Annotated in this window: 18 protein-coding genes and 1 pseudogene; 13 read left to right on the forward strand and 6 right to left on the reverse strand. The window is 65.0% G+C overall.

Annotation, left to right across the window (positions count from 1 at the left end; all coding sequences use genetic code 11):
• Positions 1–15: 15 nt before the first annotated feature.
• Both P1IM2_RS04575 and P1IM2_RS04580 read left to right on the forward strand, forming a co-directional pair.
• Positions 16–882: a hypothetical protein gene (locus tag P1IM2_RS04575; RefSeq protein ID WP_186401557.1), complete on the forward strand. Its 867-nt coding sequence runs from the start codon at positions 16–18 to the stop codon at positions 880–882.
• Between the two features lie 216 nt (positions 883–1,098).
• Positions 1,099–8,346, forward strand: a complete 7,248-nt coding sequence (locus tag P1IM2_RS04580) for an autotransporter outer membrane beta-barrel domain-containing protein (RefSeq protein WP_186401558.1) — start codon at positions 1,099–1,101, stop codon at positions 8,344–8,346.
• A 94-nt stretch (positions 8,347–8,440) separates the two neighbouring features.
• On the opposite strand, the gene P1IM2_RS04585 is transcribed toward P1IM2_RS04580, so the two are convergent.
• Positions 8,441–8,581, reverse strand: coding sequence for a hypothetical protein (locus P1IM2_RS04585; RefSeq protein ID WP_186401559.1), 141 nt, complete (start codon positions 8,579–8,581; stop codon positions 8,441–8,443).
• Between P1IM2_RS04585 and P1IM2_RS04590 the strand changes: the two genes are divergently transcribed.
• Entirely contained in the window at positions 8,529–9,950 is a 1,422-nt protein-coding gene (locus P1IM2_RS04590; RefSeq protein WP_260833906.1) for a serine hydrolase, read from the forward strand. The two genes, P1IM2_RS04585 and P1IM2_RS04590, sit on opposite strands and share 53 nt — an antisense overlap.
• A gap of 134 nt (positions 9,951–10,084) precedes the next feature.
• Here P1IM2_RS04590 and P1IM2_RS04595 read toward each other — a convergent pair whose 3' ends face one another.
• Positions 10,085–13,078, reverse strand: a complete 2,994-nt coding sequence (locus P1IM2_RS04595) for a TonB-dependent siderophore receptor (RefSeq protein ID WP_186401561.1) — start codon at positions 13,076–13,078, stop codon at positions 10,085–10,087.
• A gap of 519 nt (positions 13,079–13,597) precedes the next feature.
• Here P1IM2_RS04595 and P1IM2_RS19040 point away from each other — a divergent pair.
• The 6 genes and pseudogenes from P1IM2_RS19040 to P1IM2_RS04620 form a co-directional block, all read left to right on the forward strand.
• Positions 13,598–13,765 (forward strand): annotated as a pseudogene (locus P1IM2_RS19040) (transcriptional regulator domain-containing protein); the annotation flags it as partial.
• Positions 13,766–13,790: 25 nt separating this feature from the next.
• Positions 13,791–14,372: a DUF2285 domain-containing protein gene (locus P1IM2_RS18850; protein WP_260833907.1), complete on the forward strand. Its 582-nt coding sequence runs from the start codon at positions 13,791–13,793 to the stop codon at positions 14,370–14,372.
• Between the two features lie 102 nt (positions 14,373–14,474).
• Positions 14,475–14,717, forward strand: coding sequence for a helix-turn-helix transcriptional regulator (locus P1IM2_RS04605; RefSeq protein ID WP_062901505.1), 243 nt, complete (start codon positions 14,475–14,477; stop codon positions 14,715–14,717).
• Positions 14,718–14,782: 65 nt separating this feature from the next.
• The gene (locus P1IM2_RS04610; protein ID WP_186401562.1) at positions 14,783–15,442 is read left to right on the forward strand and encodes a S26 family signal peptidase; all 660 of its coding nucleotides are present in this window, start codon (positions 14,783–14,785) and stop codon (positions 15,440–15,442) included.
• Positions 15,439–16,173, forward strand: a complete 735-nt coding sequence (locus P1IM2_RS04615; RefSeq protein ID WP_186401563.1) for a lytic transglycosylase domain-containing protein — start codon at positions 15,439–15,441, stop codon at positions 16,171–16,173. Before P1IM2_RS04610 ends, P1IM2_RS04615 begins: the two co-directional genes overlap by 4 nt.
• Before the next feature lie 178 nt (positions 16,174–16,351).
• A complete protein-coding gene (locus tag P1IM2_RS04620) occupies positions 16,352–18,229 on the forward strand; it encodes a type IV secretion system DNA-binding domain-containing protein (protein WP_186401564.1) in 1,878 nt (625 codons plus the stop codon).
• A 229-nt stretch (positions 18,230–18,458) separates the two neighbouring features.
• Here P1IM2_RS04620 and P1IM2_RS04625 read toward each other — a convergent pair whose 3' ends face one another.
• From P1IM2_RS04625 to P1IM2_RS04640, 4 genes are all read right to left on the reverse strand, one after another.
• Positions 18,459–19,448, reverse strand: a complete 990-nt coding sequence (locus P1IM2_RS04625; protein WP_186401565.1) for a JAB domain-containing protein — start codon at positions 19,446–19,448, stop codon at positions 18,459–18,461.
• On the reverse strand, positions 19,397–19,843 hold the full coding sequence (locus tag P1IM2_RS04630) for a hypothetical protein (RefSeq protein WP_062901508.1): 447 nt from the start codon (positions 19,841–19,843) through the stop codon (positions 19,397–19,399). The genes P1IM2_RS04625 and P1IM2_RS04630 overlap by 52 nt, the downstream gene beginning before the upstream one ends.
• 68 nt (positions 19,844–19,911) lie before the next feature.
• On the reverse strand, positions 19,912–20,244 hold the full coding sequence (locus P1IM2_RS04635; protein WP_186401566.1) for a hypothetical protein: 333 nt from the start codon (positions 20,242–20,244) through the stop codon (positions 19,912–19,914).
• A 57-nt stretch (positions 20,245–20,301) separates the two neighbouring features.
• Positions 20,302–20,817 carry a LuxR C-terminal-related transcriptional regulator gene (locus P1IM2_RS04640; protein ID WP_062901510.1) on the reverse strand — a complete coding sequence of 172 codons (516 nt, stop codon included), beginning with the start codon at positions 20,815–20,817 and terminating at the stop codon, positions 20,302–20,304.
• A 267-nt stretch (positions 20,818–21,084) separates the two neighbouring features.
• Here P1IM2_RS04640 and trbB point away from each other — a divergent pair, with 267 nt between their 5' ends.
• Genes trbB through trbE form a run of 4 tightly spaced genes read left to right on the forward strand, consistent with a single transcriptional unit; the run spans position 21,085 to position 25,050 of the window.
• Positions 21,085–22,020 carry a P-type conjugative transfer ATPase TrbB gene (gene trbB, locus P1IM2_RS04645; protein WP_186401672.1) on the forward strand — a complete coding sequence of 312 codons (936 nt, stop codon included), beginning with the start codon at positions 21,085–21,087 and terminating at the stop codon, positions 22,018–22,020.
• The gene (locus P1IM2_RS04650) at positions 22,017–22,349 is read left to right on the forward strand and encodes a TrbC/VirB2 family protein (protein ID WP_062901512.1); all 333 of its coding nucleotides are present in this window, start codon (positions 22,017–22,019) and stop codon (positions 22,347–22,349) included. The genes trbB and P1IM2_RS04650 overlap by 4 nt, the downstream gene beginning before the upstream one ends.
• Positions 22,349–22,618 (forward strand): VirB3 family type IV secretion system protein, encoded by a 270-nt coding sequence (locus tag P1IM2_RS04655; RefSeq protein WP_186401567.1) that lies wholly within the window; start codon positions 22,349–22,351, stop codon positions 22,616–22,618. Before P1IM2_RS04650 ends, P1IM2_RS04655 begins: the two co-directional genes overlap by 1 nt.
• A complete protein-coding gene (gene trbE, locus P1IM2_RS04660) occupies positions 22,615–25,050 on the forward strand; it encodes a conjugal transfer protein TrbE (protein WP_186401568.1) in 2,436 nt (811 codons plus the stop codon). The genes P1IM2_RS04655 and trbE overlap by 4 nt, the downstream gene beginning before the upstream one ends.
• Positions 25,051–25,055 lie beyond the last annotated feature (5 nt).

Raw genomic sequence — 25,055 nt, forward strand, 5'->3', positions numbered from 1 at the left:
AGGCCGGTTGGGGGAATGGCGCATGTCACCCCATTCCGAAGCGGCGTTGGATTATTCACTCGTACGCTGTCCTTTTCCGTCCTGCCGCTTGTCGTCGCATACGCTTTAGCCGCGGAGCCCGGCGCCGATCCTGTCGATCGGATGATCGCGACTGAGCTCAGTTTTGCGGCCGACGCGCAGCGGATCGGCATCGCACCAGCGTTCCGCCGCCATGCCGCGCCCGATGGCATATTGATGCGGCCCGACCCGGCGCCAGCGCTCGAAGTCCTGCAAGGCAATGTCGATACGCCGGATGTGCGTCTCGAATGGAAACCTGCAATCGCGGGCATGTCGCTCTCGGGCGACCTTGGCTTCACCACCGGACCTTATCGTCTGTTCCAGGGTGCCGAGGTCATGAACGGCGACACGCTGACCGTCTGGGTGCGTGGCGCTGATGGCCGGTGGGGCTGGCTTCTCGATCATGGGCTGCTGCCGATCAAGGCGTCTGCGCCGGCCGGTCTGCCGGGTGAGGTCGCAATTATGCGCCAAGGGCAGCCCGGCCCTCGTCGACGACCGTCGGGTGTGATCGATGCCGATGCGGCGCTGAATGCGGAAGTCATCGCGCAGGGGACTGCGGTAATTCCTGGCCATCTCGCAGACGACGGATTCGTCTTACGGCTGCAGCGAGGAAGGGTTCCAAAAGCGGCGGCCGTCGACGCCGTCGGAGATAATCTGCGCGTCTCCACAGCTCAAAGATTCGGTATGCGGGTTTCGCGCGCCGAGGATTTGGCAACCACATATGGTCGATTGACCTTCGATGGCGCGCAACCTTCGCGCAACTATGTCCGCATCTGGCGCCACGACGTGAGCGGTTGGCAATTGCTGGTCGACCTCATCAACTGATTTCCCTCCCCGGGAAAGAAGGGTGCGCAGCTTGCCGCGACGGTGATCCGCGCACCCTTCATCTGTTCCTGCTTGAATTTGCGCCGGAATTTTCATCGCTGGCTCGTCCGGATCGGTCGCAAAAGCGCGGCCTGCACCCTTCGCTTCATCCTAGCGGCACGGCGAGCGCCTCGCGCGCGTCCAGCTTCAATGCAATCGAACCGAAGGATGTTTCCAGTGAACCGTATCAATTCCGCCGCCCTTTCTCCTCGCCGCGGCAGCGCAGCAATCCGCGGCCGGGCCGCGCTTCTGCTCGGCGGCGCGCTCGTCCCCCTGATGATGGCGGCGTCTGCCCGGGCGCAGGATCAGACGGTCGTTCTGGAAGAGGGGCAGGCCCCGGTCGCGGTCGAGCTGGGCGCGGGCAACGACCGGGTCGTCGTCGACATCTCGCGCGTCAATGCCGACACCGGCGTCCTCGACCTGACCGGCCTGACGACCGGCCCGCTTACCGATGCGGGGGGGCGCGACACGGTGTGGCTCCGTGCAAATTCCAGCCAGACGCAGAATGTCGTGTTCACCGAACCGAAGGGCAATACGACGCAGCAGTTCGTGCGCGCGGATTCGGCGACGGGCACGCCATTCGACGGCGGAACGGTTTATGAAGCGTCGGGGAATGACACGGTCCTCACGCTCGAAAATCGCTCGCGCTCGCCCATTCCCAGCGATCCGTCGAAGCTTCCCGACAACGCATTTATGAACCTGCGTCACGGGCCGCTTCAATTTGCCGGTGACGGCACGATCGTGCTGACCTTTTCGGTGGCGGCGGCCGATCAGCCCAAGGAAACACAGCAGGCGATCCGCGTCCTGTCGGGGTCGACGTCGCAGGACCAGGGAGCTGGGGGCGACGGCAAGCTCTCGCTCATTATCGAGGGCGACGTTGGTGGTGGAAGCACCTTCAGGGGTCTGATCGACGTGACCAACGCCGAATCGCTGCGGCTGAGGAATAATTCGCGCGTCCAGATTCTGGAAGGCACCGCGATTGTCGGCGGCAATGCGGATATCTTTCTCGAAGCCAATACCTGGGTCAATTCGACCAATGCGGCTTTCCCGAACGTGACGCTGATCAAAAGCTCGGGCCGGGTCTTCAATTCGACGAAGATCAGCGTGGGCGGGCAATCTGGCAATTCGGATGCCTCCGGCGTCGGGGTCCGGCTGGACGACGGGAAGCTTTATAATATCCTGACCGAGAATAGCAGTGGAACGGGCGCGGCCAGTGGCGGTTTTGGCAACATCATCGGTGGCACCAGCGGCGTTCTCGCCGCCAACGGCGACAATTATATCGAAAATGTCGGCGACATCAGCGCCAATACCGGCGCCGCGGTCGAAAGCCTGCGCGGCACGATGGTGCTTCGCAATACCGTATGGAACTTCTCGAAAGGCGGCACCCGCGCCGGAACGATCACTGGCGGCACGGTCGACGGCCGCCGCATCGCCGTTCAGGGCGGCGATGGCACCGACATGGTGGTCAATTCGGGCACGATCACCGGCGACGTCGATCTTGGTAATCGCGAAGACATGTTCCTCTATACCGGTGCGACCAATGGCGTGACCGGCACGATCGAGGGCGGCGAAGGTCTCGACGGCTATGGCCGTTCCTTTGCCGCAAGTGCGACCAACACGCTGTCGAACGACATTCTCGGCAACGGCAACAGCGGCTTCGAAATGCACGGGATCGAAGCATCGGGCGCCGATACCATCGTCACCGTCGCGGCGTCGCAGACGCTCGACGCCGGGCTGATGCTCGTCGGCGATGGCTCGGTCGTCAACTCAGCGAAGATCAATGCTGATGGTTTCGGCGTCTATCTGCGCGACATTGCCAACGTGACGCGCGGTATGCGCTTTACCAACAATGCCGATGTGGTCAGCACCAAGGGCGTCTATGGCCGGGCAGGCGTCACCAGCTTCCTCAACACCGCGCTGATCCGCGCGACCGACGGCGATGGCGTTTTCTTCAATGTCGGCGACCTCGGCAGCTCGGTGAAAACGCTGGAGTTCCGCAACGAGGGAACGATCGAAACGACATCGGACTATGATCATGCGGTGGGGATGCAGTTCGATGCCTCGAACTCCGATGGTCCGCTTGCCAACGTCGTGAACACGGGGACGATCCGCAACAGCGGCGCGCAAGAAACATTCTATGATTACGAGCAATACGGCGTCCGCCTCTATGACATCAGCTATGAGGTCGACAACAGCCTGCGCTTCCGCAACGAAGGATTGGTTGAAACGACCGGTCGCGGAGTGAGCGGCGTTTCGCTCGACAGTGCCCACAATGAGGTGGTGAACAGCGGTACAATCCGGGTCGACGGGATGGGTGGACGAGGCGTCCTTATCGTATCGCGCCTTGATCCCGATCAGCCGATGCTGGTGTCGTCATTGGTCAACAGCGGCCTGATTTCGGCCAATGGCGGCGCATGGACGAATTCGGATGATGGCACCGTCCGTTTCAACGCGGCCGTCCTTATCGGGCTGAATGGCGACACCGCCAAGGGACGTGTCATCAACAGCGGCACCATCGAGGCGATGGGCGCCGGCTCCAGCGCCGTTATCGTCGGCGGCGACGGGGCGGCAGGCGCGGCCTTCGAGCTTGAAAATGACGGAACAATTCGCGGGCACGCGGAAACATTGTTCCGCGAGGATCAGGGCGTAGCCGAGGCCTATCGCCGCCTGGCCGGCGCCGTTCACACTGTGGGCACGACCGACAGCATCACCAATCGCAACCTGATTCAGGGCAATGTCGATCTGGGCGATTATGACGACCAGTTCCGCAATTATGGCAAACTCGATGGCGATCTGCGGCTTGGCGAAGGCGACGACACCTATGTGTTCGGCGGCGGCAGCAGCCTGACCGGGTCGGCCTATGGCGGCGACGGGAACGATATCATCGCGGTTGATCTCACCGGCGACATCGCGAAGCGCATCAATGCAGGCCAGTTCTTCGGGTTCGAGGCGCTGACCCGGCTGCAGGGCACCGCAGGGTCGGGCAAGGTGTCGATCTTTGGCAATATCGACTCCGATTCGCTGCAGCTTGCCAATATCGCCGTGCACGTCGATGCCGGGGACAGCGTTTCGTCGGCGAGCGGCAACAGCGGCTATACCTTCACCGGAACCGACCAGGACGAACAGATCGTCAACGCCGGAACGATCGCGGGCGGCGTGTCGATGGGCGGCGGTAACGACAGCCTCGAAAACAGCGGCACGATCGGCTGGGACGTCGACATGGGGGCGGGTGACGACGTCGTCACCAATTCGGGCCGGATCGAGGGGAATGTGAACCTCGGCGACGGCGACGATCGCTATATCGCATCGGGCGGCGGGATCGTGACCGGCGACATCGACGGCGGCGCCGGCAACAACACCTTCGTCTTCCGCTTGGAAGGAAGCGAGGGAGAAATTCCGGGATCGGTCCTGAATTTCAGCTCGTTCGGCGCCTATGGTCCGGGCACGCTGACGGTCAACCTCGACAAGGGACAGAGCTATACCAATCTCGAACTGCTCGAAGGGGCGGATCTGGTCCTCACGGGTTCGAACGGCTCGGTCGAAAATGTCATCGGCGATGACAGCGCCCAGAATGTGACGATCGACGGCGCGTTGACCGGCGGCGTTTCACTGGGCGGCGGCGACGATGTTCTGACGCTGAACCTGGGCGGTGAGCTGTCGGGCGCGCTCGATGGCGGGGCCGGCACCGACACGCTCAATCTCAAGCTGACTGCGGCCTCGACGGTCAACGACCTGTTCAATTTCGAAGTGGTGAATGTCGCCGGCAGCGCGTCGTTGACGCTCGCGGGCACGCTGGGTGCGGGCCAGTCGATCAATTTCGACGAGGCGGACAATCTTTTCATCGTCGATACGGAGGCGACCTTCAACGGACGCGCTGATGGCGGTGCCGGCACCGATACGATCGAAATCAACACCGGCGCCGAGAGCAACCGCACGATCATCGCGGGGCAGCTGGTCTCGTTCGAGCGTCTGATCACCGGCGGCGACGGCACGCTGGCCCTGAACGGCGAGAGCTACAGCTTCGAGTCGGTCGACATCGCCGGCAACCTCAGCATCGGCGACGGCGCGTCGCTGTCATCGGCCAGCGGCGTCAATTTCAGCGAAGGCAATAACAAGCTGACGCTCGAAGGCACAGGCAATGTGAGCAGCCTTGTCGACGGCGGCGACGGCACCGACACGCTGGCGTTCAAACTGGCGCAGGGTCAGACGCGCAATCTGAGCTCGACCGGCAATGTCACCGGCTTCGAACAGCTTGCCGCCGAAGGCGCGGGCATGCTCAACATCGACCAGAGCACCGACGGCTATCGGCGGTTGCTGCTCGGCGACGGCGCGACGGTGTCGCTGGCCAACGAAGATGGCGGTAACGCCAGCATTGCCGAAGGCGTCACCTTCAGCGGCGATATCGGCGGCAACAATGGTGCGAACACGCTGACGCTGAAGGCCGGCGCCACGGTCGACGGCAGCGTCTATATGAACGGCGGCAACGACGTCGTCACCAACGCGGGCACGATCGATGGCGATCTCGATCTTGGCGATGGCGACGATCGCTATATCGCACGCGGCGGCGGCACCGTGACCGGAACGATCGACGGCGGCGCGGGGAACAACACCTTCGTGTTCAATCTCGACGGCGGCAACGGCTCGATCCCCGGCTCGGTGGTCAACTTCGACTCGTTCGGCGCTTATGGCCCGGGCACGCTGACGGTCAATCTCGACGCGGGGCAGACCTACAACAATCTCGAACTGCTCGAAAATGCCAATCTGGTGCTCACCGGCAGCAATGGTTCGGTTCGCAACGTGATTGGCGACGACAGCGCGCAATCCGTGACCATCGAGGGCGCGCTGACGGGCGGCGTTTCGCTTGGCGGCGGCGACGACACGCTGACGATGCAGCTTTCGGGACTGCTTGAAGGCGCGCTCGATGGCGGGGCAGGCACCGACACGCTCAACCTCAACCTGACCGGTGCATCGTCGATCGCGGGCATGTACGGCTTTGAAATCGCGAATGTGTCGGGCGCATCGCCGCTTACCCTGACTGGCGATCTGGGTGCGGGCCAGCAGGTCAACTTCACCGGCGATATCGATAATGAGCTGATCATCGGCGAAGGCGTGAAGTTCGAAGGCACTGTCAACGGCGGCGCGGGTCGCGATCTGCTCCGCGTCCAGTCGGGCGCGGCCGATAGCCGCACGGTGGTCGCGTCGCAGATCATCTCGTTCGAGGATCTGGTGTCCGAAGGCGAGGGGACGCTGGCGCTAACGGGCGGCAGTTACAGTTTTGAAACGGTGAATGTGAAGGGCGGGCATTTCGAACTTGGCGAGGACACCCACCTTACCGCGTCGGGCGTGATCTTCGACGATGCCGACAACCGTTTCACCCTGGGCAGCGGCGCGACCGTCGCGGGCGTTGTGGCCGGCGGCGAAGGCAATGACACGCTGGCGCTGATCCAGAATGCCGGCACGACACGCCTGCTCAGCAGCCTGCAGCAGAGCGGGTTCGAGCGGCTGGAAGCGTCCGGTGCGGGCGAGCTGCGCATCGACGAGGACGCCGCCCACACCGGCGGCGTGTTCCTGAACAACGGCACCGTCAATATACTGGCGGGCAAGCAATTGATCGCTGATGTTACGGGCGGCGCGGGGGCGGACACGCTGATCGTCGCCGGGTCGATCGAGGGCAATGTCGATCTGGGCGACGGCGACGACACGCTCACCCTGACCGGTCTCGACGGCATCTCGGGCACCGTCACGGGCGGCGCCGGCACCGATCGCCTGCGTTTCGACACCAGCGGTACCTATGCCTCGCCGACCGCGTTCGACGGATCGAATTATAGCAGCTTCGAAAAGTTCGACGTCGCGGGCGGCGTGGTCTCGATCGCGGGCACCGGCAGCTGGGACAATGTCAGCATCACCGGCGGACGCCTGATCGGTCAGGCCGGCAGCGTCATCTCCTCGAGCAGCGCGATCGAGGTGGCCCATGGCGCGACCTTTGGCTCGGCGGGTATCGTGAACGCCGACATCAATGTGGCGGGCACGCTCTCGCCGGGCGCATCGCCGGGGACGATGACCGTCAACGGCAATGTCAACTTCGCGGCGGGTTCCAACCTGCTCATCGAAGTCTCGCCGACGGTCAGCGACCTGCTCAACATCTCGGGCAAGCTGACCATCGCGAACGGCGCCGCGATCGACATCACCGGCGTACTGCAGGGGACGCCGGGCAACACGCTCGACCTTGTCGTGGCGCAGGGCGGTATCACCGGCCGCTTCACGACGATCAACAAATCGGCGGACGTCTTCGGCTTCGTCGTCCAGAATGGCAACAAGCTCCAGATTCAGAGCGAGTTCCTCAACGACGATGCCTATCCGACCAACATCCACGCCAGTGTCGATTATGCCAACGAGGTGCTGCGCGGCGGTTATGGCGTGCAAGCCTTCACGGCCGGGCTGCCAGTGCTCGTCGACGCGCAAGGCGTCGTCAACCAGGCGGCGTTCCGCCAGCTCACGCCCGAAGCCTATGGCTCGGCGCTGCAACTCGGGATCGAGAACAGCCTGTCGCTGGTCGATGGGGCTCAAAGCGCCAAGGCGGCCAAGGCTGGGCATAGCGGGCTATACAGCTTTGGCCAGTTCCTCACTGGAAGTGCCGACGTCAATGCCAGCGGCGGCAACACTGGCGCCTCGCACAGTCATCTGACCCGCACCGGCTTCTTCGGCGGCGTCGGCTACGGCTTCGGGGAAGATGCGCAGGTCGGCCTGTTCTTCGGCGGCCTGAACAGCGATCAGACGATCGGTGGCCTGGGTGCGAAGACCGATATGGATGCGCTGGCTGGCGGTGTCTTTGCCGACGCGGCGCTGGGCGGCTTTGGCATCCATGGGCTGCTGGCGGTCAGCGGCGGCAAGGCCGAGACCCATCGCCGGCTGTTGGTGACCGACAGCGAGGCGAAGGCGAAATACGACCTTAATAGCTGGGTGGTCGATCTGGGCGTCGACTATCAGGTGCAGCTGGGTTCGTGGTCGATCGCACCCAAATTGGGCGTGACCTATGTCCGCACCAGCCGCGGCGCGGCGGTCGAGCAGGGGGCCGGTGATTTCGGTCTTACCATCGACAAGGGCAGCAGGAGCAGCCTCTTCGGTGAGGCGGCTGTCAATGTGTCCGGCCGCTTCCAGACCGGGGGCATCGGCATCACGCCCTATGCCCAGCTGGGCGTGCGCCAGATGCTGAGCGATGGCGACGTCCTGGTCTCGGGCCAATTCACCGGCGCCGGCAGCGCGATCGTGGTGAACGGCATCGAGCGCGAGAAGACCGCGATGCGCGTCGCCGTCGGCCTTGGTCTCGACTTCACCGACAGTGTCCGCGTCCAGGCCGGATATGCCGGGGAATTCGCGGGCACGAAGCGCAATAGCGTCATGGGAGGCCTCACGGTCCGCTTCTGACGTCTCTCCCCTTGGGGATTAGTCCCACCCCAAGCGGGTACGATAGCACGGTCTGGATGAAAATCCGGACCGTGCCATTGGCGTTTGAGCGGGTTCATTCATCAAGGTTGCTGATCGCGATGTCGGTTTTACCATAGCGGGCGTCGCGGCAGGAACCGACCAAAGACCAGAGGATATGCGCGATGCGGATTTCGGGCAGCACGAGCCGGCGTAAGAGCAAAAGGGTGCCGCGCACGCTCGCGCTCCTCCTTGCAGCCGCCGTCGGCACCTGGGCCACCCCAGCGCTTTCCGCGCCCCGTCCCGATCCGATAGACTTGATCGTCGGCCGGCAAATGGAATTGAACCACATTCCCGGCGTGGCGGTCGCGGTCGTCGAGCAGGGGCGGATCGTGAAGATCGCGGCCTATGGCACCGCCAATCTTGAATGGTATGCGCCGGTCGGGCTCGACACGCGGTTCCAGCTCGCTTCGGCAACCAAGATGTTTACCGGCATGCTGCTGATGCGGCTCGCCGAACAGGGCAAGCTCGGTCTCGACGACCCCGTGACGCGCTGGCTTCCGGACGCGCCTGCCAGTTGGTCAGCCATCCGCGTCAGGCAATTGGCCGATCACACATCGGGGCTGGCTGAGCAACGCGGCGCGACGCGCGATGCGACGCTTGAGAGCATTCTCACCACCACGATGGCCGCGCCGCTCGCTTATGTCCCGGGGAGCGAGGCGCGATATGGATTTACAGATTTTGCGGTGCTGCGCGTCATATTGGAGAAAGCGGGCGGCGACAGCTTGCCGCGGCTTTTGCACAAGCAGTTGTTCGAGCCGCTGGATATGCGCGCAACGGCGTTCGCCAATGCGAGTGACGACGGCACCGTGCGCATCGGCGACCTGCTGCCGCGACGCGCCCAGATCTATGGCCTGCGCGACGACAGGCTGACGACGAGCGATTTCTTCTTTGCACCGCAAGGATATGGCGCGGGCGGCCTCTATTCTTCAATCGAAGACCTCTCCAAGCTGTTCGCAGGTCTCGATGCTGGGCGCGTGCTGAAACCCGAAAGCATCCGTGAGCTCGAGAAAGCGGCGACGTTGACCAACGGCCGCCGCGCGCCTTTCGGCCTGGGCTGGATCGCGCGCCCCTATCGCGGCGTCACGCTGGCGGGGCATAGCGGTGGGCCGGCGCTTGCCGACATCTGGCGCATCGAGGATCGCAAGCTGACGGTCATCGTGCTGACGAACCAGCAGGTCCTGCACCCGCTGATCGCAGAGGCGATCATCGACACCTTGTTGCCGCCATTGGCGCCGGAACCCGTAATCGCGGATGATCGCCCGGCGATCGCGGCAAATATTCGCGTCGCGGTGACAAAGGCCGCAGCGGGCGATACCGGCGCGGCGGCGGCGTTCGCTCCGACCGGGCAGGATGCCGCATCGAGTATCGTCTCGCCATTCGCGCGCGCGATGCTGCGCGGCATGGGCCCGCTGCGAACGGTGGAATTGCTGGAGGTCAAAGCGGACGGTGAGCGGCGGTACAGGCTCGCGTTCCAATATAAGGCGGTCGTCTGGACCGCATCCGCCGCTGCCGATGGAAGGCTGACGCGCTTTCGGCCCGAATAGACTGGCGAATTTATCTGCGCACCCGGCGATTGATCAGAAAGACGTCGTTCCGGGCAAGACTATCGCCGCTAATTACGTGCAAAAAAAGGGGGGAGGCGATAAACGCCGCCCCCCAGCTGCTGGGTACCGAACTCCTAGAAGTCGAGTTTGGCGCCGATGCGGAAGTAGCGGCCCATGATGTTCGGGCCCGCCCACGCCGGGTTGTAACCGTAAATGCCATAGGCCGCGTTCGGATCGAACGGCGCCGTGGTGTCGAACAGATTCAGGACATTGGCATAGAGGGTGAATTTGTCGTTCACTTTTTGCGACGCGGTCAGATCGACGTTCCAGATCGACTTCGACTTGCACATCACCGGGCTTCCATCGGGATAGGCCGCTGCACCCGCATCTACCGCGCTTGCGCAATCGCCCGGCGTCGCGCCGAAATCGACTTGCGAGACGTGATAGCCGGCGGTGTAGTAAGCCGTTACCGAAACCGTCGTATTGCCGAACGCCAGCGTGTTCTGCCACGTGGCGCGCCACTTGGGCGAACCTGAGCAGGACGTCGTGTTGCAGGGGCTGAGCGTCCCCTCGAACTTTTGCGGATCCTGGGCTTCGCCCGTCAGCGGATCGACCAGCGTCAGATGGTTCCTGTCGAGATAGGACGCCTCGAACGCGCTCGTCAGGCGCAGATTGTCGGTCAGGTCGAACCGTGCGTTGACGCCAAGATCGACACCCTGAAGTTCCTGCCGGTTGGCATTGGCATAAGAGGCAAGGATGGTGCCGATGTGCGGCAGCGCGCTGGGGTTTGCTTGGTCGACAACGCCGGGAGTCACGGTGAAGCCCGGAATATTCACTACCCCGTTGTTGGCATAATAGGCAGCGATGACCGGGCCGATGTTGCTGACGCCGACGATCTGGTCGCGGACCTTGATCCGCCACAAATCGATCGTGAAACTCAGGTTCGGAATCGGCTCGAAAATTGCGCCAAGGGTGATATTTTCGGACCGTTCCGGGGACAGTTTCGGATTGCCGACGTTGGTCAGGCCCACCGAAAACGGCGAGGTGGCATAGGCGTTGTTGCCATGCGCGGCGCAGAATGCCGCATAGGTCGCACAGAAGGTGCCGCCGCCCTGCGATACGAAGCCGGTGGTCGGAGTACCGAAGGATTCGTTGAAGCTCGGAATGCGGAAGCCCTTTGACCAGGTGCCGCGCAGAGCGATCTGCGGGATCGGCGTGACCTTGACGCCCACCTTCGGCGAGAAATTGCTCTGTCCGGTGGAATAGCTGTCGTAGCGTCCCGACAGATTGACTTCGAGCTGATCGAGGATCGGCGCATTGATTTCCCCGAAGCCGGAGAAGACGTTGCGGCTGCCCGATGTGCCGACGGCATTGATCACATAATAGCGATCATAGGGATGGGCGTCGTTCTGCGGATTGGCGCTGGGCGCATCGATCGATTCATGACGATAGGCCAAGCCCAAAGCAGCTTCGAGCGTGCCGCCCGGCAATTCGAACAGCGAACGGGTGAGGTTGGCGGTGGCCTGCCACAGGTTCGATTCCGATCGCGTGATGTTCGTCGGCATGACATAATCCCACACCGCCTGCGAATTGGCTTCGGGATTGGCAAAGTTGAATGTCCCGCGCGCAACGACGTCCATGATCCGCTGCGGAATCGCATAGCCGTTCTGGACGCGGGTGAGCTGTACGTTAGACGCCGTGAATTCTGCCGAATAGCGCCAGCTGTCCCCGAAGGAACCCGACAGGCCGATCGCACCGCGCAGAGAACGCCCGGACGTCTCGTCAGTTGTTGGACGATCCGGCATGAACTGGATCTGGGCAGTCTGCCCCGCGCCCGCATAGGGGTTGTAAGGATTGAGCACACCATTGGTGGCGTTGCACCCGGTTCCCACGCCGTTGAGCGTGCCGACCCCCGTGGGGCAGACATAGACGGGCGCGATCACATTATAGACAACCGCGCCGCTGCGTGGAACGGTCGGACGATCGGTCCAGCTGCGCGGTGCCGACGATGAGAAGGTATTGGTCTGATAGAAATTGCCCTGCGCGTAAAGCTGATGATCCTCGCCGAGGTTCGCTGTAAAGCGCGCGGTGAATCCATAGCGTTCAATATCGGGCTGCAGCATCGAATATTGGCCCGTCGGATTATAGGTGCAGACACGGCCGTCGGCCGGCGCCGTCACCGCTTCGTCGACCTGCGCGGGTGTCACCTGGATGGTGTCCCAACGTCCGCATCCCGCCGCCGGATTCAGATAGGCGAAGCGGCCGGAGCCGATGCTTGCCCCGTCGGTCGTCACGGGACGAACGGCGGCTACGCCCGGAACGGCCGAGAAGCCGTTGAAGTAGCCGTCGGGGCTTACGCCATTCGGATTGAGGTTGGGCAGGCAGGAGCCCGCCGCGTTGCAGATTCTGCTCCAGTCGGAGGTGTTGTAGGGATAGCCGCGGTCGCGGGCCCATAGCGCATCCTGCTTCAGATATTCGCCGCTGACATAGACGTTGAAGCCCTGATCAGCGAGGCTGCCATAGCCATAGGTCGCGTCGAACCGGACCTCGCCCGCGTCGCCGCGCTGCGAAACCCCGGCCGATCCATTGGCATGCAGGCCCTCGATCTGCTTTTTGGTGATGACGTTGATGACGCCGGCGACCGCGTCAGCGCCATAGGTCGATGACGCTCCGTCGCGCAGGACTTCTATGCGCTCGATGACGGCGTTCGGAATCGTGTTGAGATCGACGAAATTGCGCTGGCCGTCGTCCGCGAGCGGATAAGGCGCCATTCGCAGTCCGTCGAACACACTGAGCGTCGATTGGACGGTCAGTCCGCGAAGCGCTACGGCATTGGCCCCGGCGGCAAAATTGTTCCCCGAGTTCCAGCCCTGCGTCATCGTGCCCGCATTGCCTGCGGTGACGCGCTGAAGGGCTTCGGCGACGGTGTTGAAACCGCGCTGCTCGAGCGTTGTCGACGAGAGCACTGTAACCGGCGAGGGTGTTTCGGTGTTGGCGCGGCGAAACAGTGAACCCGTGACGACGATTTCTTCGCCCGTCTCTGCCGCCTCGCCGACGCCGACAAGCTGCTCGGTTTGGGGCGATGGTGTATCGGCCGCCGGCTGGCTCTGGGCATAGGCTGGCGCCACAAAAAACAAGCTGCTCGCCGGCAACAGAACGCAAGCAGCGCTTGAGCTGCCCAGCAAGCTGGCCATCATCATATTTCGTTTTTTCATAAGTTGCCCTTTTTCCCCGCCCTCCACCTGCGCACCTCTGAGCGTCGAGTGTTGGCGGGCCTCCTGAGTTGATGGCGCGGAAGGGGGCAGGGAGCATCGACAACCCAACCCCGGGCAGCTTGGCGCAATCGCCTTGCCGTACCGCGCCCGTTTGCGGCAGGCCGCAGCGCGATTGGTAGGTCACGCCCGGCGAGGCACTCTATGAAAGCGACGGAAGTCGCCCGCGGTGCGACGGAGCCGTCTTTTGGGGTTCTGAGTTAAAGTCGGCAGTCGCGCGGCGGATTGAACGCCCTGGCGAGGCGCGGCGACTGAGCCGCTCTCACGCCCGGCCTGGCCGGGCGGGATACCCACTAATGGGCATATATATGCCCCTGGCATGGAATTGGCCTTTGCCGCTCCAGCCTCGAATCTGCTGGCTTGCGGGGAGGTGGCATGGCAGCGGCGAAAGAGGAAACGCATCGGCGACCGCGCCTCGACTTTCCCGGCTATGCCCAGGAATTTCTTCGTCGCAGCCCGGATTATTGCAGCCAGTACGCCCGCCTGATCGCGCAGCGCGACGCGCGGCCCGGGTCGCAGGAGGTGATGGCCCGGCGATGGGGACTCAGCTTTCCCGCTCGACCCCCGCGTGCCGGCCGTCGACGCGCCGGCCTTCTGGGACGCGGCGCTCTGCCCCTATGTCGTCATCCTCGATGCGGCGTCTCCCGGCATCCCGGCCACGCCGCGCTTCGATCCGGCCTGCTGGCCGCAACCTGCGCACCGGTATAGCGGGCCCGAGGGGACGCACCTGGTCCTCGGCGGCGGTGCATCATTTTACCGGGTCTGGCTGCGCGGCGCTCGGCGGGATGGCCCGCTCGCCGCTATCGTCCCCTTCGATGCGATGACCGCGATGCGCCTCGCCGCTCTAAGCGATTTCGACCGGTGGCGGCGCGGCGCATCCGCGCCTGCCGCGGTCCCGCGTCCGACTGCTTACCAGGCGCTTCGGCTCGACCTTCTCCTCTCGATCCTCGACCTGCGGCAGGCCACCAGGGCCACGAGCCACGCCATCGCCAGTCGGCTCGTTTACCCTCGGCTGGCGACCGGCCGCGGCGCGGTATGGAAGGCATCGCCCGAGCGCCGACGCACCCAGCGCCTGATCCGCGAGGCTGAGGCGCTCGCAGCCGGCGGCTACCGCGCTCTGCTGTCGGGCCGTGCGGTGCGACAAAAATAGCCGCAGAATTCAGCCGCTCCCCCCAGCCTCATGCTTCACGCCATGAGCCGACACCGCCCGCCGGCCAGCGCTCTTCGATCCGGCGTCTGAAAGGAGCTTACCATGGCAACCCGCCACCCGCCGCGCTTTCTCACGACCCCCGAAGCCGCAAAACGCGTCGGCCTTTCGAATCGCACGATGGAGAAGCACCGCTGCTACGGAACCGGACCGGTCTTCCGCAAGGTTGGGGGGCGTGTGCTCTATGTGATCGAAGAACTCGACGCCTGGGTCGACCTTGGCCGCCGCACATCGACCTTCGATCCCGGCATCAGCACGGTATATCCCGCGCGGAAGCGATCGCGCTGATGTGCGGGCCTCCTTCTTTTCCATGTTCGATCCTGCTGTCGGACCGGAGGCGCGCGAACCGCGCGATGCTTGGCTCGAGCGCCGCGGCGGCGACGCTGTTCGGCGCGCTCTTTACCGCCATTTGCTGGCTGGAACCGGCGCCGCGTCTCCTCTGGAATGCAAGCGCCAGCGCGGCGGTAGGCCTCTACTGGATCCATGTCGGCGCAGCGCCCGAAACCGGCGACCTTGTCGCGATCGTGCCGCCGCCCGAGCTTGCGCGCTTCCTCGGCGCGCGCGGATATCTGCCGCCGGATGTGCCGCTTCTCAAGCGCGTCGCCGGACGCCCCGGCGCGCTCGTCTGCCGATCGGGCACCTTCGTGACGATCGACGGGGTGGGCGTCGCCCGCGCGCTGGCGCGCGACCGGGCGAACCGGCCGCTCCCCATCTGGACCGGATGCCGCGCCGTCGCGCATGGCGAGATATTCCTGATCAACGCAGCGCGCGACAGTCTCGACAGCCGCTATTTCGGGCCGATCCCCGTCTCCGGGCTGATCGGCACGGCGCAGCCGCTCGTCACCCGCGGTACATCGATCGACCCGCGCGCCGGCGCTCCTCGCGACTCCATCCCGCCCATCTTCCAATTTGGGGAAGCAATATCGAGCAGCTTCGAGCCATTCGGCCGCCGGCGCGACGCGAGCAAGGCCGCCGCGCGTTCCTTGCTTGCGCGCGGCGCCGCCGATCGATGACCGGCTCCACGCATCTTCGCGGTATCATTCTTGCGCGCGCCTTGGGCCGCGCCGCTCACGCGGGTGCCGCCGCAGCCGCGCTTGCCGCGCCAGTGCCGAGCATCGCGGCGGCAGCCGAAGCGCCGCTGCCTGTGCATCCTTACGCGGCCTCGGTGTCCGATGCGGCGCGGCGCTTCGGCATCCCCGAGGAATGGATCTGGCGCGTCATGCATGCCGAAAGCCGCGGCAACCCGCGCGCCGTCTCGCGAGCGGGCGCGAGGGGCCTGATGCAGATCATGCCCGCGACATGGGCGATGCTGACGGAAAGGCATCGTCTCGGGCCCGACCCCTTCGACGCCCGCGCCAATATCCACGCCGGCGCGGCTTATCTGCGCGCGATGTGGGATCGCTATCACGACCTTCGGTTGATGCTCGCCGCCTACAATGCGGGTCCCGGGCGCGTCGACGCCTATGTCGCCGGGCGCCGGCAATTGCCCGCCGAAACCCTCGCCTATGTCGCAGCGATTGCGCCCGACCTCGAAGCCGGCTCGCGCGCTCGCCGCGCCGAAGCTCGGCTCCCCCCAGCGCCCGGTTGGCGCGGCGCCGATATTTTCGCTGTCCTCACGAGGGGCTTGGAGAATGACCCCGGCGCTGCATCGTCGCCCGGTTCGGACGCGCCGGGGGACGATGGCCGCGCGCCTGGCGCCGGTCCCGATCGGCTTTTCCCGCTGCGGTCACGAAAGGCTCGGTGATGGCCGATCGCGCAATCCACTCGCATTCGCGCGCGTCAATTCACCCGGTATTGGCGCGGCGCTCCTGCCGCCCTGGCGCTGCCCGTCGCAGCGCGCAGGGCGGCAAGACCGACGAAGCCATAGCCGCCGAGATCTATGGGGCCGATGACCGGCAACGGGCGGCAGCAAGGGAGCGGTCATGAGCGAGCCCTACGACCGGCGGCTCCATGCCGAGACGCTACGCCGTCATCTTCGCTTCAGCCAGGCGCGGCGTTTCAAACGGCACATCGCCATCATGCTTTCGTCGATCGCGCTTGGCGGCCTGGCCGCGCCCTATCTGATGCTCGATCCGCATATCGTGCAGGATACCGGCACCCATTATCATGCGAAAATCTTGTCATGGTTTGCCGGCAGCCGAGGCGACCCCGGGATCGTGATCCATTACGAAGGGAGAGACTATCTGACCCCGGCTCGCACCGTCGCGGCCGACCCCTATTTTGTCCGACGGGCCAGTATCACCAAATCTTTCATCCTGCGCGGCAGCCTGCTCGGCTTTCTCGCATGGCTGGCGGGCCTCTCTCTCCTTCGTGACATCGCGGCGCGGCACCGCGAGGGGGCGCTTCGGGATCATGTGCTTGGCGGCACCAAGGTCGCCAGCGAGACAGAGCTTGCGAAACAGGCGCGGGCCGAAGCCGGCACGCATCCGCTGGCTATCGGTCGCATCCCCTTTCCCCGCCGCCTCGAAACCCGGCACATGGCGATGGTCGGCACGACCGGCAGCGGCAAGACGACGGTGCTGCGCCAGCTGCTTGACGGGATCGCGGCGCGCGGCGAAGCGGCGCTGGTCTATGATACCAGCGGCGAGTTCATTGCCCATTATTACCGCCCCGAGTGCGGCGACATCATTCTCAACCCGTTCGATGCCCGCTGCGCCTATTGGTCGCCCTTCGCCGAGATCGCGCACCCCGCCGACGCCGATCGCATCGCGCACCAGCTCATCGCCGAGGCCAGTGACAAGGCCAAGGACGTCTGGCTTGAAACCAGCCGCATCCTCGTCGCCAACATGATCCGCGAACTGTGGAAAGAGGAAAGATGCACCCTCCTCGATCTTCTCGAAGCACTGAAGACGCTCGACAAGGACGACCTCAAGAGCTGGCTGAAGGAAACTTCGTCGGCCCGCACCTTCTCCGACGACGCCGACCGAGCCACCGGTAGCGTGCTTTTCATGCTTACCAAGGCCGCGAACCTGATCCAGTTCCTGCGCATGCCCGAGGAGGGCGAGGCGCCCTTCGCCTTTCGCGAATTCATCGCTGGCCTTGACGATCGGAAGGGCGCGAAGCCCTGGATCTTCGTGCCCCGGAAGGAGGAACATTTTTCGGCGCTGAAGCCCTTGCTCGCCTGCTGGCTCGAATGCGCCGCGAGCGCCATGCTCGCGCTGCCTCCGTCGCCGGTTCGCCGTGTCTGGTTCCTGCTCGATGAGCTGGCCGACCTGCCGCGCGTCGATAATCTCACGCGCCTGCTGCCCGAAGGGCGCAAGTTCGGGGCGGCGGTCGTGCTGACCTTCCAGGCTATCGGGCAGATGCGTCATCGCTACGGCGACGATCTTGCCGAATCCATGCTCGGCTGTTGCAACACCAAGCTTTTCCTCCAGGTGACCGACGGCGAGTCCCGGCGCTGGGCGAGCGAGACGATCGGCACCTGCGAGGTCGAGGTTCGCACCATGACAAATGCGCTGGGCGACGGCGATGACAAGCCGCGGATGACGCTTGGCCGGCAGCGCCAGACCCGGCCCGCGGTCTTCGAAAGCGAACTCCGCCTTGCGCGCCATCAGGGCTATTTGCTGTTCCCCGATGGCTTCCCCGTCGCGCGCATCGGGCTTACCGCCGATCATATCGCGAAGCGCGGCAAGCCGCGCCAACCGGCGTTCGTCGAGGCCCATGCGCAGGCCACGCTTTGGCATCAATCGCTGGAGAAGGCGCCTGCCGAACAGTCCGGCAGGGGCGAGCCCGCACCGGCCGAGAAGGCGAAGCCTGCAAGGAAGCTGCCGCCGCCCGCCGCAAGTCATGGACCACTCTGATAGCGACGCCGGTATCGGCGCTAACCAGCTCGGCGCAGGCGAGCAGCTCTCATGAAGCCGGTGCGGGGTTCCCAAATGGGGGCGTGGCTGGCGCCGGTTGCGGCGGCTCCTGCGGGCGGTCGATACGATGCCCGCGCCGCCGCATTGGATCGGCGCGGCGACCGTCTGCAAGGTAAGGATCAAGCTCGGGACGGTCGTCACTAGAGCAACAGCTACGGGGCGCCTCCTATCAATCTTCGCCACCCGCAAAATAGGCCACCAGCCGGTTTCCGAGGTCGGGTGCCAGCCGGATGAAGTTACGCCTTCCGTCGGCCTGGTCAGGCTCGCGCGTCACCAGTCCCATATCGCAAAGTCGCTGAAGCAGCCTCAGCGCGCTGCTCATCGGCAGCCCCGAGCCGATACAGAGCGAACTGGTCGACACGGGCTTTCCCTCCGCCTCATGAATGAACAGGTCGATGAGCATGTCCCATGCCGGTTCGCCGAAGAGCTCCCGCGCCCCCACCAGCTGGCGCCGTAGCAGCCGGCGCCGCGATGTCCGCTGGGCATTGGCGAGCGCCCGGCCCGCATCGGGGGCGCTCGACCAGTCGCCGCCCTCGTCACGGAGGATGATCTTGGGTGAAAGCCGCGCGCCTGCGGACGAGCCGCCTGCCAGGATCATCCGGTGGTCGCTCGCGGTGACGACGATATGCTCGAGAAGTTCGACATCGAGCAGGCTGCCGATCTCCGCCAGCCGCTCGGTAGCCGCAACATCGCATTCGCTCGGCGCGGAATTTCCGCTCGGATGGTTGTGGACGAGAATGATCGCGGCGGCACCGAGTTCGAATGCCCGATAAAATATGGTGCGCGGATAGAAGGCAAGCTGCCGGACCGTTCCATGATGCAATTGTTCATCGGCGATCAGATGGCGCGATGCATCGAGGAACAAGACGCGTAGCGTCTCGTCGGCCAGCGCCCCCATCGATACGCGCAGATATTGCAGCAGATGCGGGTCGACCGGATCGATCGCACGGCGGGCAAAATCACTGCGCATGGCCTCCAGCGAAAGCGCACGCGCGGCGACGAACATCGCCGTGACCTGGCTGTTCTCCCCCAGCGTGCGCGCCAGCGCTTCGGGAGGGCGCGCGAGCAGCCGCGCGAGCGAGCCATGCTTTGTCAGCAGCTTTTCGGCTAGGGCGGCGCTGTTGTCGGGGTCGACGGCCGCGATGAACTCAGCCAGCATGGCTCGCTGATGCCGCGTGCCAGCCGACGCTGGTGCCGCCAGGTTGCGAGGATGAGGATGGCCGGTACCGGCCATGAGGTCGCCACCTGCATCGCGAGATATGCCGCCGGATGCATCCCCGCGCTCAACAGGCGGCTCGTATGGGCCAGCAGCGGCATCAGATGCAAAACGGCGATGCAGAGCGGCCAGAAACGATGCGCCAGGAGCGCAAGTGCGACCGTGGAGCCGGCTCCAAAAAGGTCGATGACGAGATGACCTGTGTCGAGCGACACGAAATTCGGCGGAATGAAAAGGTGGAGTAGTTTGTCCAAGCCCACCATTGTCAGTGCGATCGCTGCCATCACCCGTTCCGGCCCCCCGCCTTTCCAGACGGCATAACCGGCGGCAATGGCCAAGAAAGCTAGAAACAGGGCGACACGCACGCTGCAAAACTTTCATGGCCATTGCTCGAGGTCAACCGGGGTCAGGCCGCAGCGCCCTGCACCCTGGTTCCGGCCTGTGCCACCGACGGGCATTCATGCAGATCATAGCCCGCGGTCTCGCGCCCGATCTCGGCGAGCGCGCCATGAACCCGCAGGATGTCGCCGCTGGCGTCGACCAGAGCGATCTGCGCCTTCAACAGTCGCCGGATCGTCGCCTGACCCTTCGTCGCCGGGACGCCAACGACATCCCGGCGGGCGGCCACCGCGCTCGTCATCAGCGTCGACACCGCGATGAGTGCCTCGTCGAGCCTGAACTCGGCCGCTGGCACGTCGCGCGCCAGGCGCGCGGCCGAAATTGCAATTTCCTTGGACATGACTTCTCCTCAGCCGGAAGCATGAACCCCGGCGCCTTGCTGTACGGGATGAAAGAATCAGCCGGAGATCAGCCGTGTCAGCGTTTCGCCGATCGTCACGCCCGCCAATATGAGCAGGACCAGAGCAACAAACATTGCCGCCATGATCCAGGCCCTGCTCAGGCGGGGGTGATCGTGCCTCCAGAGACCCTTGGTCGGAGCATCGGCAACATCAGCCCGCTCGGTGAGCGATGCGCTGTGTGCCAGCGCCAATGCAGCCGACTCTCCGTCCGGAAAATCGGATGGCAGCAGTTCGGCCTGCGGGGCTAGTATGACCGCGTCACATGATATTCGATCATAGGTCTGTTTGAGGCGCGCATAGCGAACCGCCGCCGCAGCCCGGCTGTCTGCTCCCATGATGCGCCGCGCGGTCGTGAGCCTCAAATCGACGGCCTGCTTCGAGATATTGAGGTGCCGCGCTATCTGCTTCGAGGTCTGATGCGCAAGCAGCAGATCGAGACAAGCACGCTGCTTGTCCGTGAGCCGCGCCCAGCACGCGGCATCGTCGGACGGATGCGACCCCGAATCAGTCATAATTACACTCTTGTCAAAATGGAGCGCGGCACAAGCCCCACGCCGCGATTCGGCGGCTGCTGGCGGCCGCTTCGCTTCGGGGCGCCTACGCCAGCGCCTGTCTTTCTACGCCACAGTACGCCGCGCGCATTGCGCTGTTGATTTTGCGCCTTTCATGCGTCTCTTACTCGACCCCGCCGCGCCGGGCGCCCTTGTCCGGCCAGCTGGAACGGGGTTGCAATGGGCACAGATTCTGCCGGGCTCGAAGCACAGCAACGCAGCGCGCGCATGCTGCGCACCGCGATGGGCGCAGCGATTGCCGAATGGCTTGGCGACCCCGAGGTTGCCGAAATCATGCTCAATCCCGATGGCCGGCTCTGGGTCGACCGGCTCGGCCAGGGAATCGGCGACAGCGGCGAACGGCTGAGCTTCGCCGATGGCGAGCGCATCATCCGTCTCGTCGCGCATCATGTCGGCGCCGAGGTGCACGGCGCGGCGCCCCGTGTCTCGGCCGAGCTTCCCGACGGCGGCGAGCGCTTCGAGGGATTGCTGCCGCCGGTCGTCACGGCGCCCGCATTTGCGATCCGCAAGCCGGCGGTCGCGGTCTTCACGCTCGGCGACTATGTCGCCTCGGGCATCATGCCCGCAGATGCGGCGGATGTCCTGCGCACCGCGGTGCGCGGCCGGCTCAACATATTGGTCGCAGGCGGCACCGGCACTGGCAAGACCACGCTCACCAACGCGCTGCTTGCCGAGATTTCAGGCAGCAATGACCGGATCGTCCTGATCGAGGACACGCGCGAGCTGCAATGCAACGCGCCGAACCTCGTCGCGATGAGGACGAAGGACGGAGCCGCGTCGCTTTCCGACCTTGTCCGTTCGTCGCTGCGCCTTCGCCCTGACCGTATCCCCATCGGCGAGGTGCGCGGGGCCGAGGCGCTCGATCTCCTCAAGGCCTGGGGGACCGGACATCCCGGCGGCATCGGCACGATCCATGCCGGGAGCGCGCTCGGCGCGCTGCGCCGCATGGAGCAGCTCATCCTGGAGGCGGTGGTTACGGTGCCGCGGGTCCTGCTGTCCGAGACGATCAACCTTGTCGCCGTCCTCACGCGAGACGGCAGCGGCCGCCGCCTATCCGAGCTCGCGCGCGTCGACGGGATCGATGCCGCGTCCGGCGATTACCGCCTCATCCCGCTTGTCACTCACGAAGGAGAATCCCGATGACCCATGCCCTTCGGCATGGCGCGCGCTGCGCCATGCTTGGTTCAGCCGCGCTGTTTGTCTCGCTTGCCATGTCCGCACCGGCCTGGGCGGGCGGTTCGTCGATGCCCTGGGAAGCACCGCTGCAGTCGATCCTCGAGAGCATCGAGGGACCGGTCGCCAAGATCATCGCGGTCATCATCATCATCGTGACCGGGCTCAGCCTCGCCTTCGGCGACACCTCGGGCGGCTTCCGCCGGCTCGTCCAGATCGTGTTCGGTCTGTCGATCGCCTTCGCAGCATCGAGTTTCTTCCTCTCCTTCTTCTCCTTTGGCGGCGGGGCGCTCGTCTGATGGGCGGGGAAGGAGAGGTGCCCGGATATTTCGCGCCCGTTCACCGGGCGCTGGCCGAGCCCATCCTGCTCGGCGGCGCCCCGCGCAGCCTGGCGATCGTCAACGGTACGCTCGCGGGTGCCGTGGGCCTCGGGCTGCGGCTCTGGGTCGTCGGCCTCGCGATCTGGGCGGTCGGGCACGGCCTCGCGGTCTGGACCGCGCGCCGCGACCCCCAATTCGTCGACGTCGCCCGTCGTCATCTCAAATATCCCGTCTGGATGCGCCCATGATGAACCTTGCCGAATATCGATCGAAATCCGCCCGCCTCGCCGATTTTCTCCCTTGGGTCTGCCTGGTGGCGGAGGGCGTGGTGCTGAACAAGGACGGCGCCTTCCAGCGCACGGCGCGCTTTCGCGGGCCCGACCTCGACAGCGCCACGCCCGCCGAACTCGTCGCGGTCACTGCGCGGCTCAACGGCGCGCTGCGGCGACTGGGCTCGGGCTGGGCGGTGTTTATCGAGGCGCAGCGCGTCCCGGCCCTGTCCTATCCGGTGTCCGAGTTTCCCGATGCTGTATCCGAGCTGGTCGATGCCGAGCGCCGCGAACAATTTCGCGAGGAAGGGGCGCATTTTGAAAGCTTCTATTATCTGACCCTCTTGTGGATGCCGCCCGCCGAGGAGGCGGCGCGGGCCGAGGCCTGGCTTTACGAGGGGCGTGCCAAGTCCGGGGTCGATCCCAAGGAACTGCTCGCAAGCTTCATCGATCGCACGTCGCGCATCCTCCATCTCGCCGAGACCTTCATGCCCGCGGCCGAATGGCTCGATGACGGCGAGACGCTGACCTATCTGCACAGCTGCGTTTCGACCAAGGTCCAGCGCGTCCGCGTTCCCGAAACCCCGGCCTATCTCGATGCACTGCTTGCCGACGAAGCGCTTGTCGGCGGGCTCGAGCCACGGCTCGGCGATCATCACCTGCGCACGCTCACCATCACCGGCTTGCCGAGCGTCACCTTTCCCGGGCTGCTCGACGAACTCAACCGCCAGGCCTTCGGCTATCGCTGGTCGTCGCGCGCGATCATGCTCGACAAGAGCGATGCGACCAAATTGCTGACCAGGATCCGGCGGCAATGGTTCGCGAAGCGCAAATCGGTCGCTGCGATCCTCAAGGAGGTGATGACCAACGAGGCCTCGGTGCTGATGGACAGCGATGCCTCGAACAAGGCGGCCGACGCCGACATGGCGTTGCAGGAACTTGGCGCCGACGAAGCGGGCATCGCCTATGTCACCGCGACGATCACCGTCTGGGACCGCGATCCCGCGCTCGCTGCCGAAAAGCTGCGGCTGGTCGAGAAGATCGTCCAGAGCCGCGATTTCACCTGCACGGTCGAAGGCGTGAACGCGCTCGAGGCCTGGTTCGGGAGCCTCCCCGGCCATGTCTATGCCAATGTCCGCCAGCCCCCGATCTCCACTCTCAATCTCGCGCACCTGATCCCGCTTTCCGCCGTGTGGGCGGGGGCGGAACGGGACGAGCATTTCGGGGACGCCCCCTTGCTTTACGCCAAGACGGAAGGCTCGACGCCGTTCCGTTTTTCGCTGCACGTCGGCGACGTCGGCCACTGCCTCGTCGTCGGCCCCACGGGCGCCGGCAAGTCGGTGCTCCTCGCGCTGATGGCGCTGCAGTTCCGGCGTTATAAAGGCAGCCAGATCTTCGCCTTCGATTATGGCGGTTCGATCCGCGCCGCCGCGCTCGCAATGGGCGGTGACTGGCAGGATCTTGGCGGCGCGCTCCACGACGCCGACAGCAGCGGGGCTGTCGCGCTCCAGCCGCTGGCGCGGATCGACGAGGCAGCCGAGCGCGCCTGGGCCGCCGGGTGGCTCGCGGCGCTGCTCGTGGGCGAAGGCGTGAAAGTCGATCCTTCGGCCAAGGCGCATATCTGGTCGGCGCTGACGTCGCTCGCCACGGCGCCTGCCTGCGAACGGACCCTCACCGGCCTTGCGGTGCTGCTCCAGTCGCAGGAGCTCAAGCTCGCGCTCGCGCCCTATCTCGTCGGAGGGCCCTGGGGCCAGCTGCTCGACGCCGAGGCCGAGCATCTGGGGAATGCGCGCGTGCAGGCGCTCGAAACCGAAGGCCTGGTCGGCGCCTCTTCTGCGGCGACGGTGCTCTCCTATCTCTTTCACCGCATCGAGGGGAAACTCGACGGCTCGCCGACGCTGATCATCATCGATGAGGGCTGGCTCATTCTCGATCAAACGGCCTTCGCGGCGCAGCTGCGCGAATGGCTCAAGACGCTGCGCAAGAAGAATGCGAGCGTGATCTTCGCAACGCAGAGCCTCGCCGACATCGAAGGGTCGAGCATTGCGCCGGCGATCATCGAAAGCTGCCCCACACGCATCTTCCTGCCGAATGATCGCGCCGCCGAACCGCAGATCGCGCGGGTCTATGAGCGCTTCGGGCTCAACGACCGGCAGATCGAGATTTTGAGCCGGGCGACGCCGAAGCGCGACTATTATTGCCAGTCGCGTCGCGGCAACCGGCTGTTCGAGCTCGGCCTTGGCGAGGTCGCGCTCGCCTTCACCGCCGCCTCCTCGAAGTCCGACCAGGTCCGCATCGGCGAACTCATCGCCGCGCACGGCCGGCAGCAGTTCGCGGCGGCGTGGCTGCGCCGCCGCGGCCTCCCATGGGCCGCCGATCTTCTCGGCAACCTCGAAATCGCAGCCCCCTGAAGGAG

The organism is Sphingopyxis sp. P1IMeth2, assembly GCF_900185685.1.
In the GTDB taxonomy this organism is placed as follows: Bacteria; Pseudomonadota; Alphaproteobacteria; order Sphingomonadales; family Sphingomonadaceae; genus Sphingopyxis; species Sphingopyxis terrae_A.

Bases quoted from the DNA above. Each gene is read 5' to 3' on its own strand.
- P1IM2_RS04615 (WP_186401563.1), top strand. From the start codon at position 15,439: ATGACCGGCTCCACGCATCTTCGCGGTATCATTCTTGCGCGCGCCTTG.
- trbE (WP_186401568.1), top strand. From the start codon at position 22,615: ATGATGAACCTTGCCGAATATCGATCGAAATCCGCCCGCCTCGCCGAT.
- P1IM2_RS04635 (WP_186401566.1), bottom strand. From the start codon at position 20,244: ATGTCCAAGGAAATTGCAATTTCGGCCGCGCGCCTGGCGCGCGACGTG.
- P1IM2_RS04625 (WP_186401565.1), bottom strand. From the start codon at position 19,448: ATGCTGGCTGAGTTCATCGCGGCCGTCGACCCCGACAACAGCGCCGCC.
- trbB (WP_186401672.1), top strand. From the start codon at position 21,085: ATGCTGCGCACCGCGATGGGCGCAGCGATTGCCGAATGGCTTGGCGAC.
- P1IM2_RS04620 (WP_186401564.1), top strand. From the start codon at position 16,352: ATGAGCGAGCCCTACGACCGGCGGCTCCATGCCGAGACGCTACGCCGT.
- P1IM2_RS04650 (WP_062901512.1), top strand. From the start codon at position 22,017: ATGACCCATGCCCTTCGGCATGGCGCGCGCTGCGCCATGCTTGGTTCA.
- P1IM2_RS04655 (WP_186401567.1), top strand. From the start codon at position 22,349: ATGGGCGGGGAAGGAGAGGTGCCCGGATATTTCGCGCCCGTTCACCGG.
- P1IM2_RS04590 (WP_260833906.1), top strand. From the start codon at position 8,529: ATGCGGATTTCGGGCAGCACGAGCCGGCGTAAGAGCAAAAGGGTGCCG.
- P1IM2_RS04610 (WP_186401562.1), top strand. From the start codon at position 14,783: ATGCTTGGCTCGAGCGCCGCGGCGGCGACGCTGTTCGGCGCGCTCTTT.
- P1IM2_RS04605 (WP_062901505.1), top strand. From the start codon at position 14,475: ATGGCAACCCGCCACCCGCCGCGCTTTCTCACGACCCCCGAAGCCGCA.
- P1IM2_RS04575 (WP_186401557.1), top strand. From the start codon at position 16: ATGGCGCATGTCACCCCATTCCGAAGCGGCGTTGGATTATTCACTCGT.
- P1IM2_RS04640 (WP_062901510.1), bottom strand. From the start codon at position 20,817: ATGACTGATTCGGGGTCGCATCCGTCCGACGATGCCGCGTGCTGGGCG.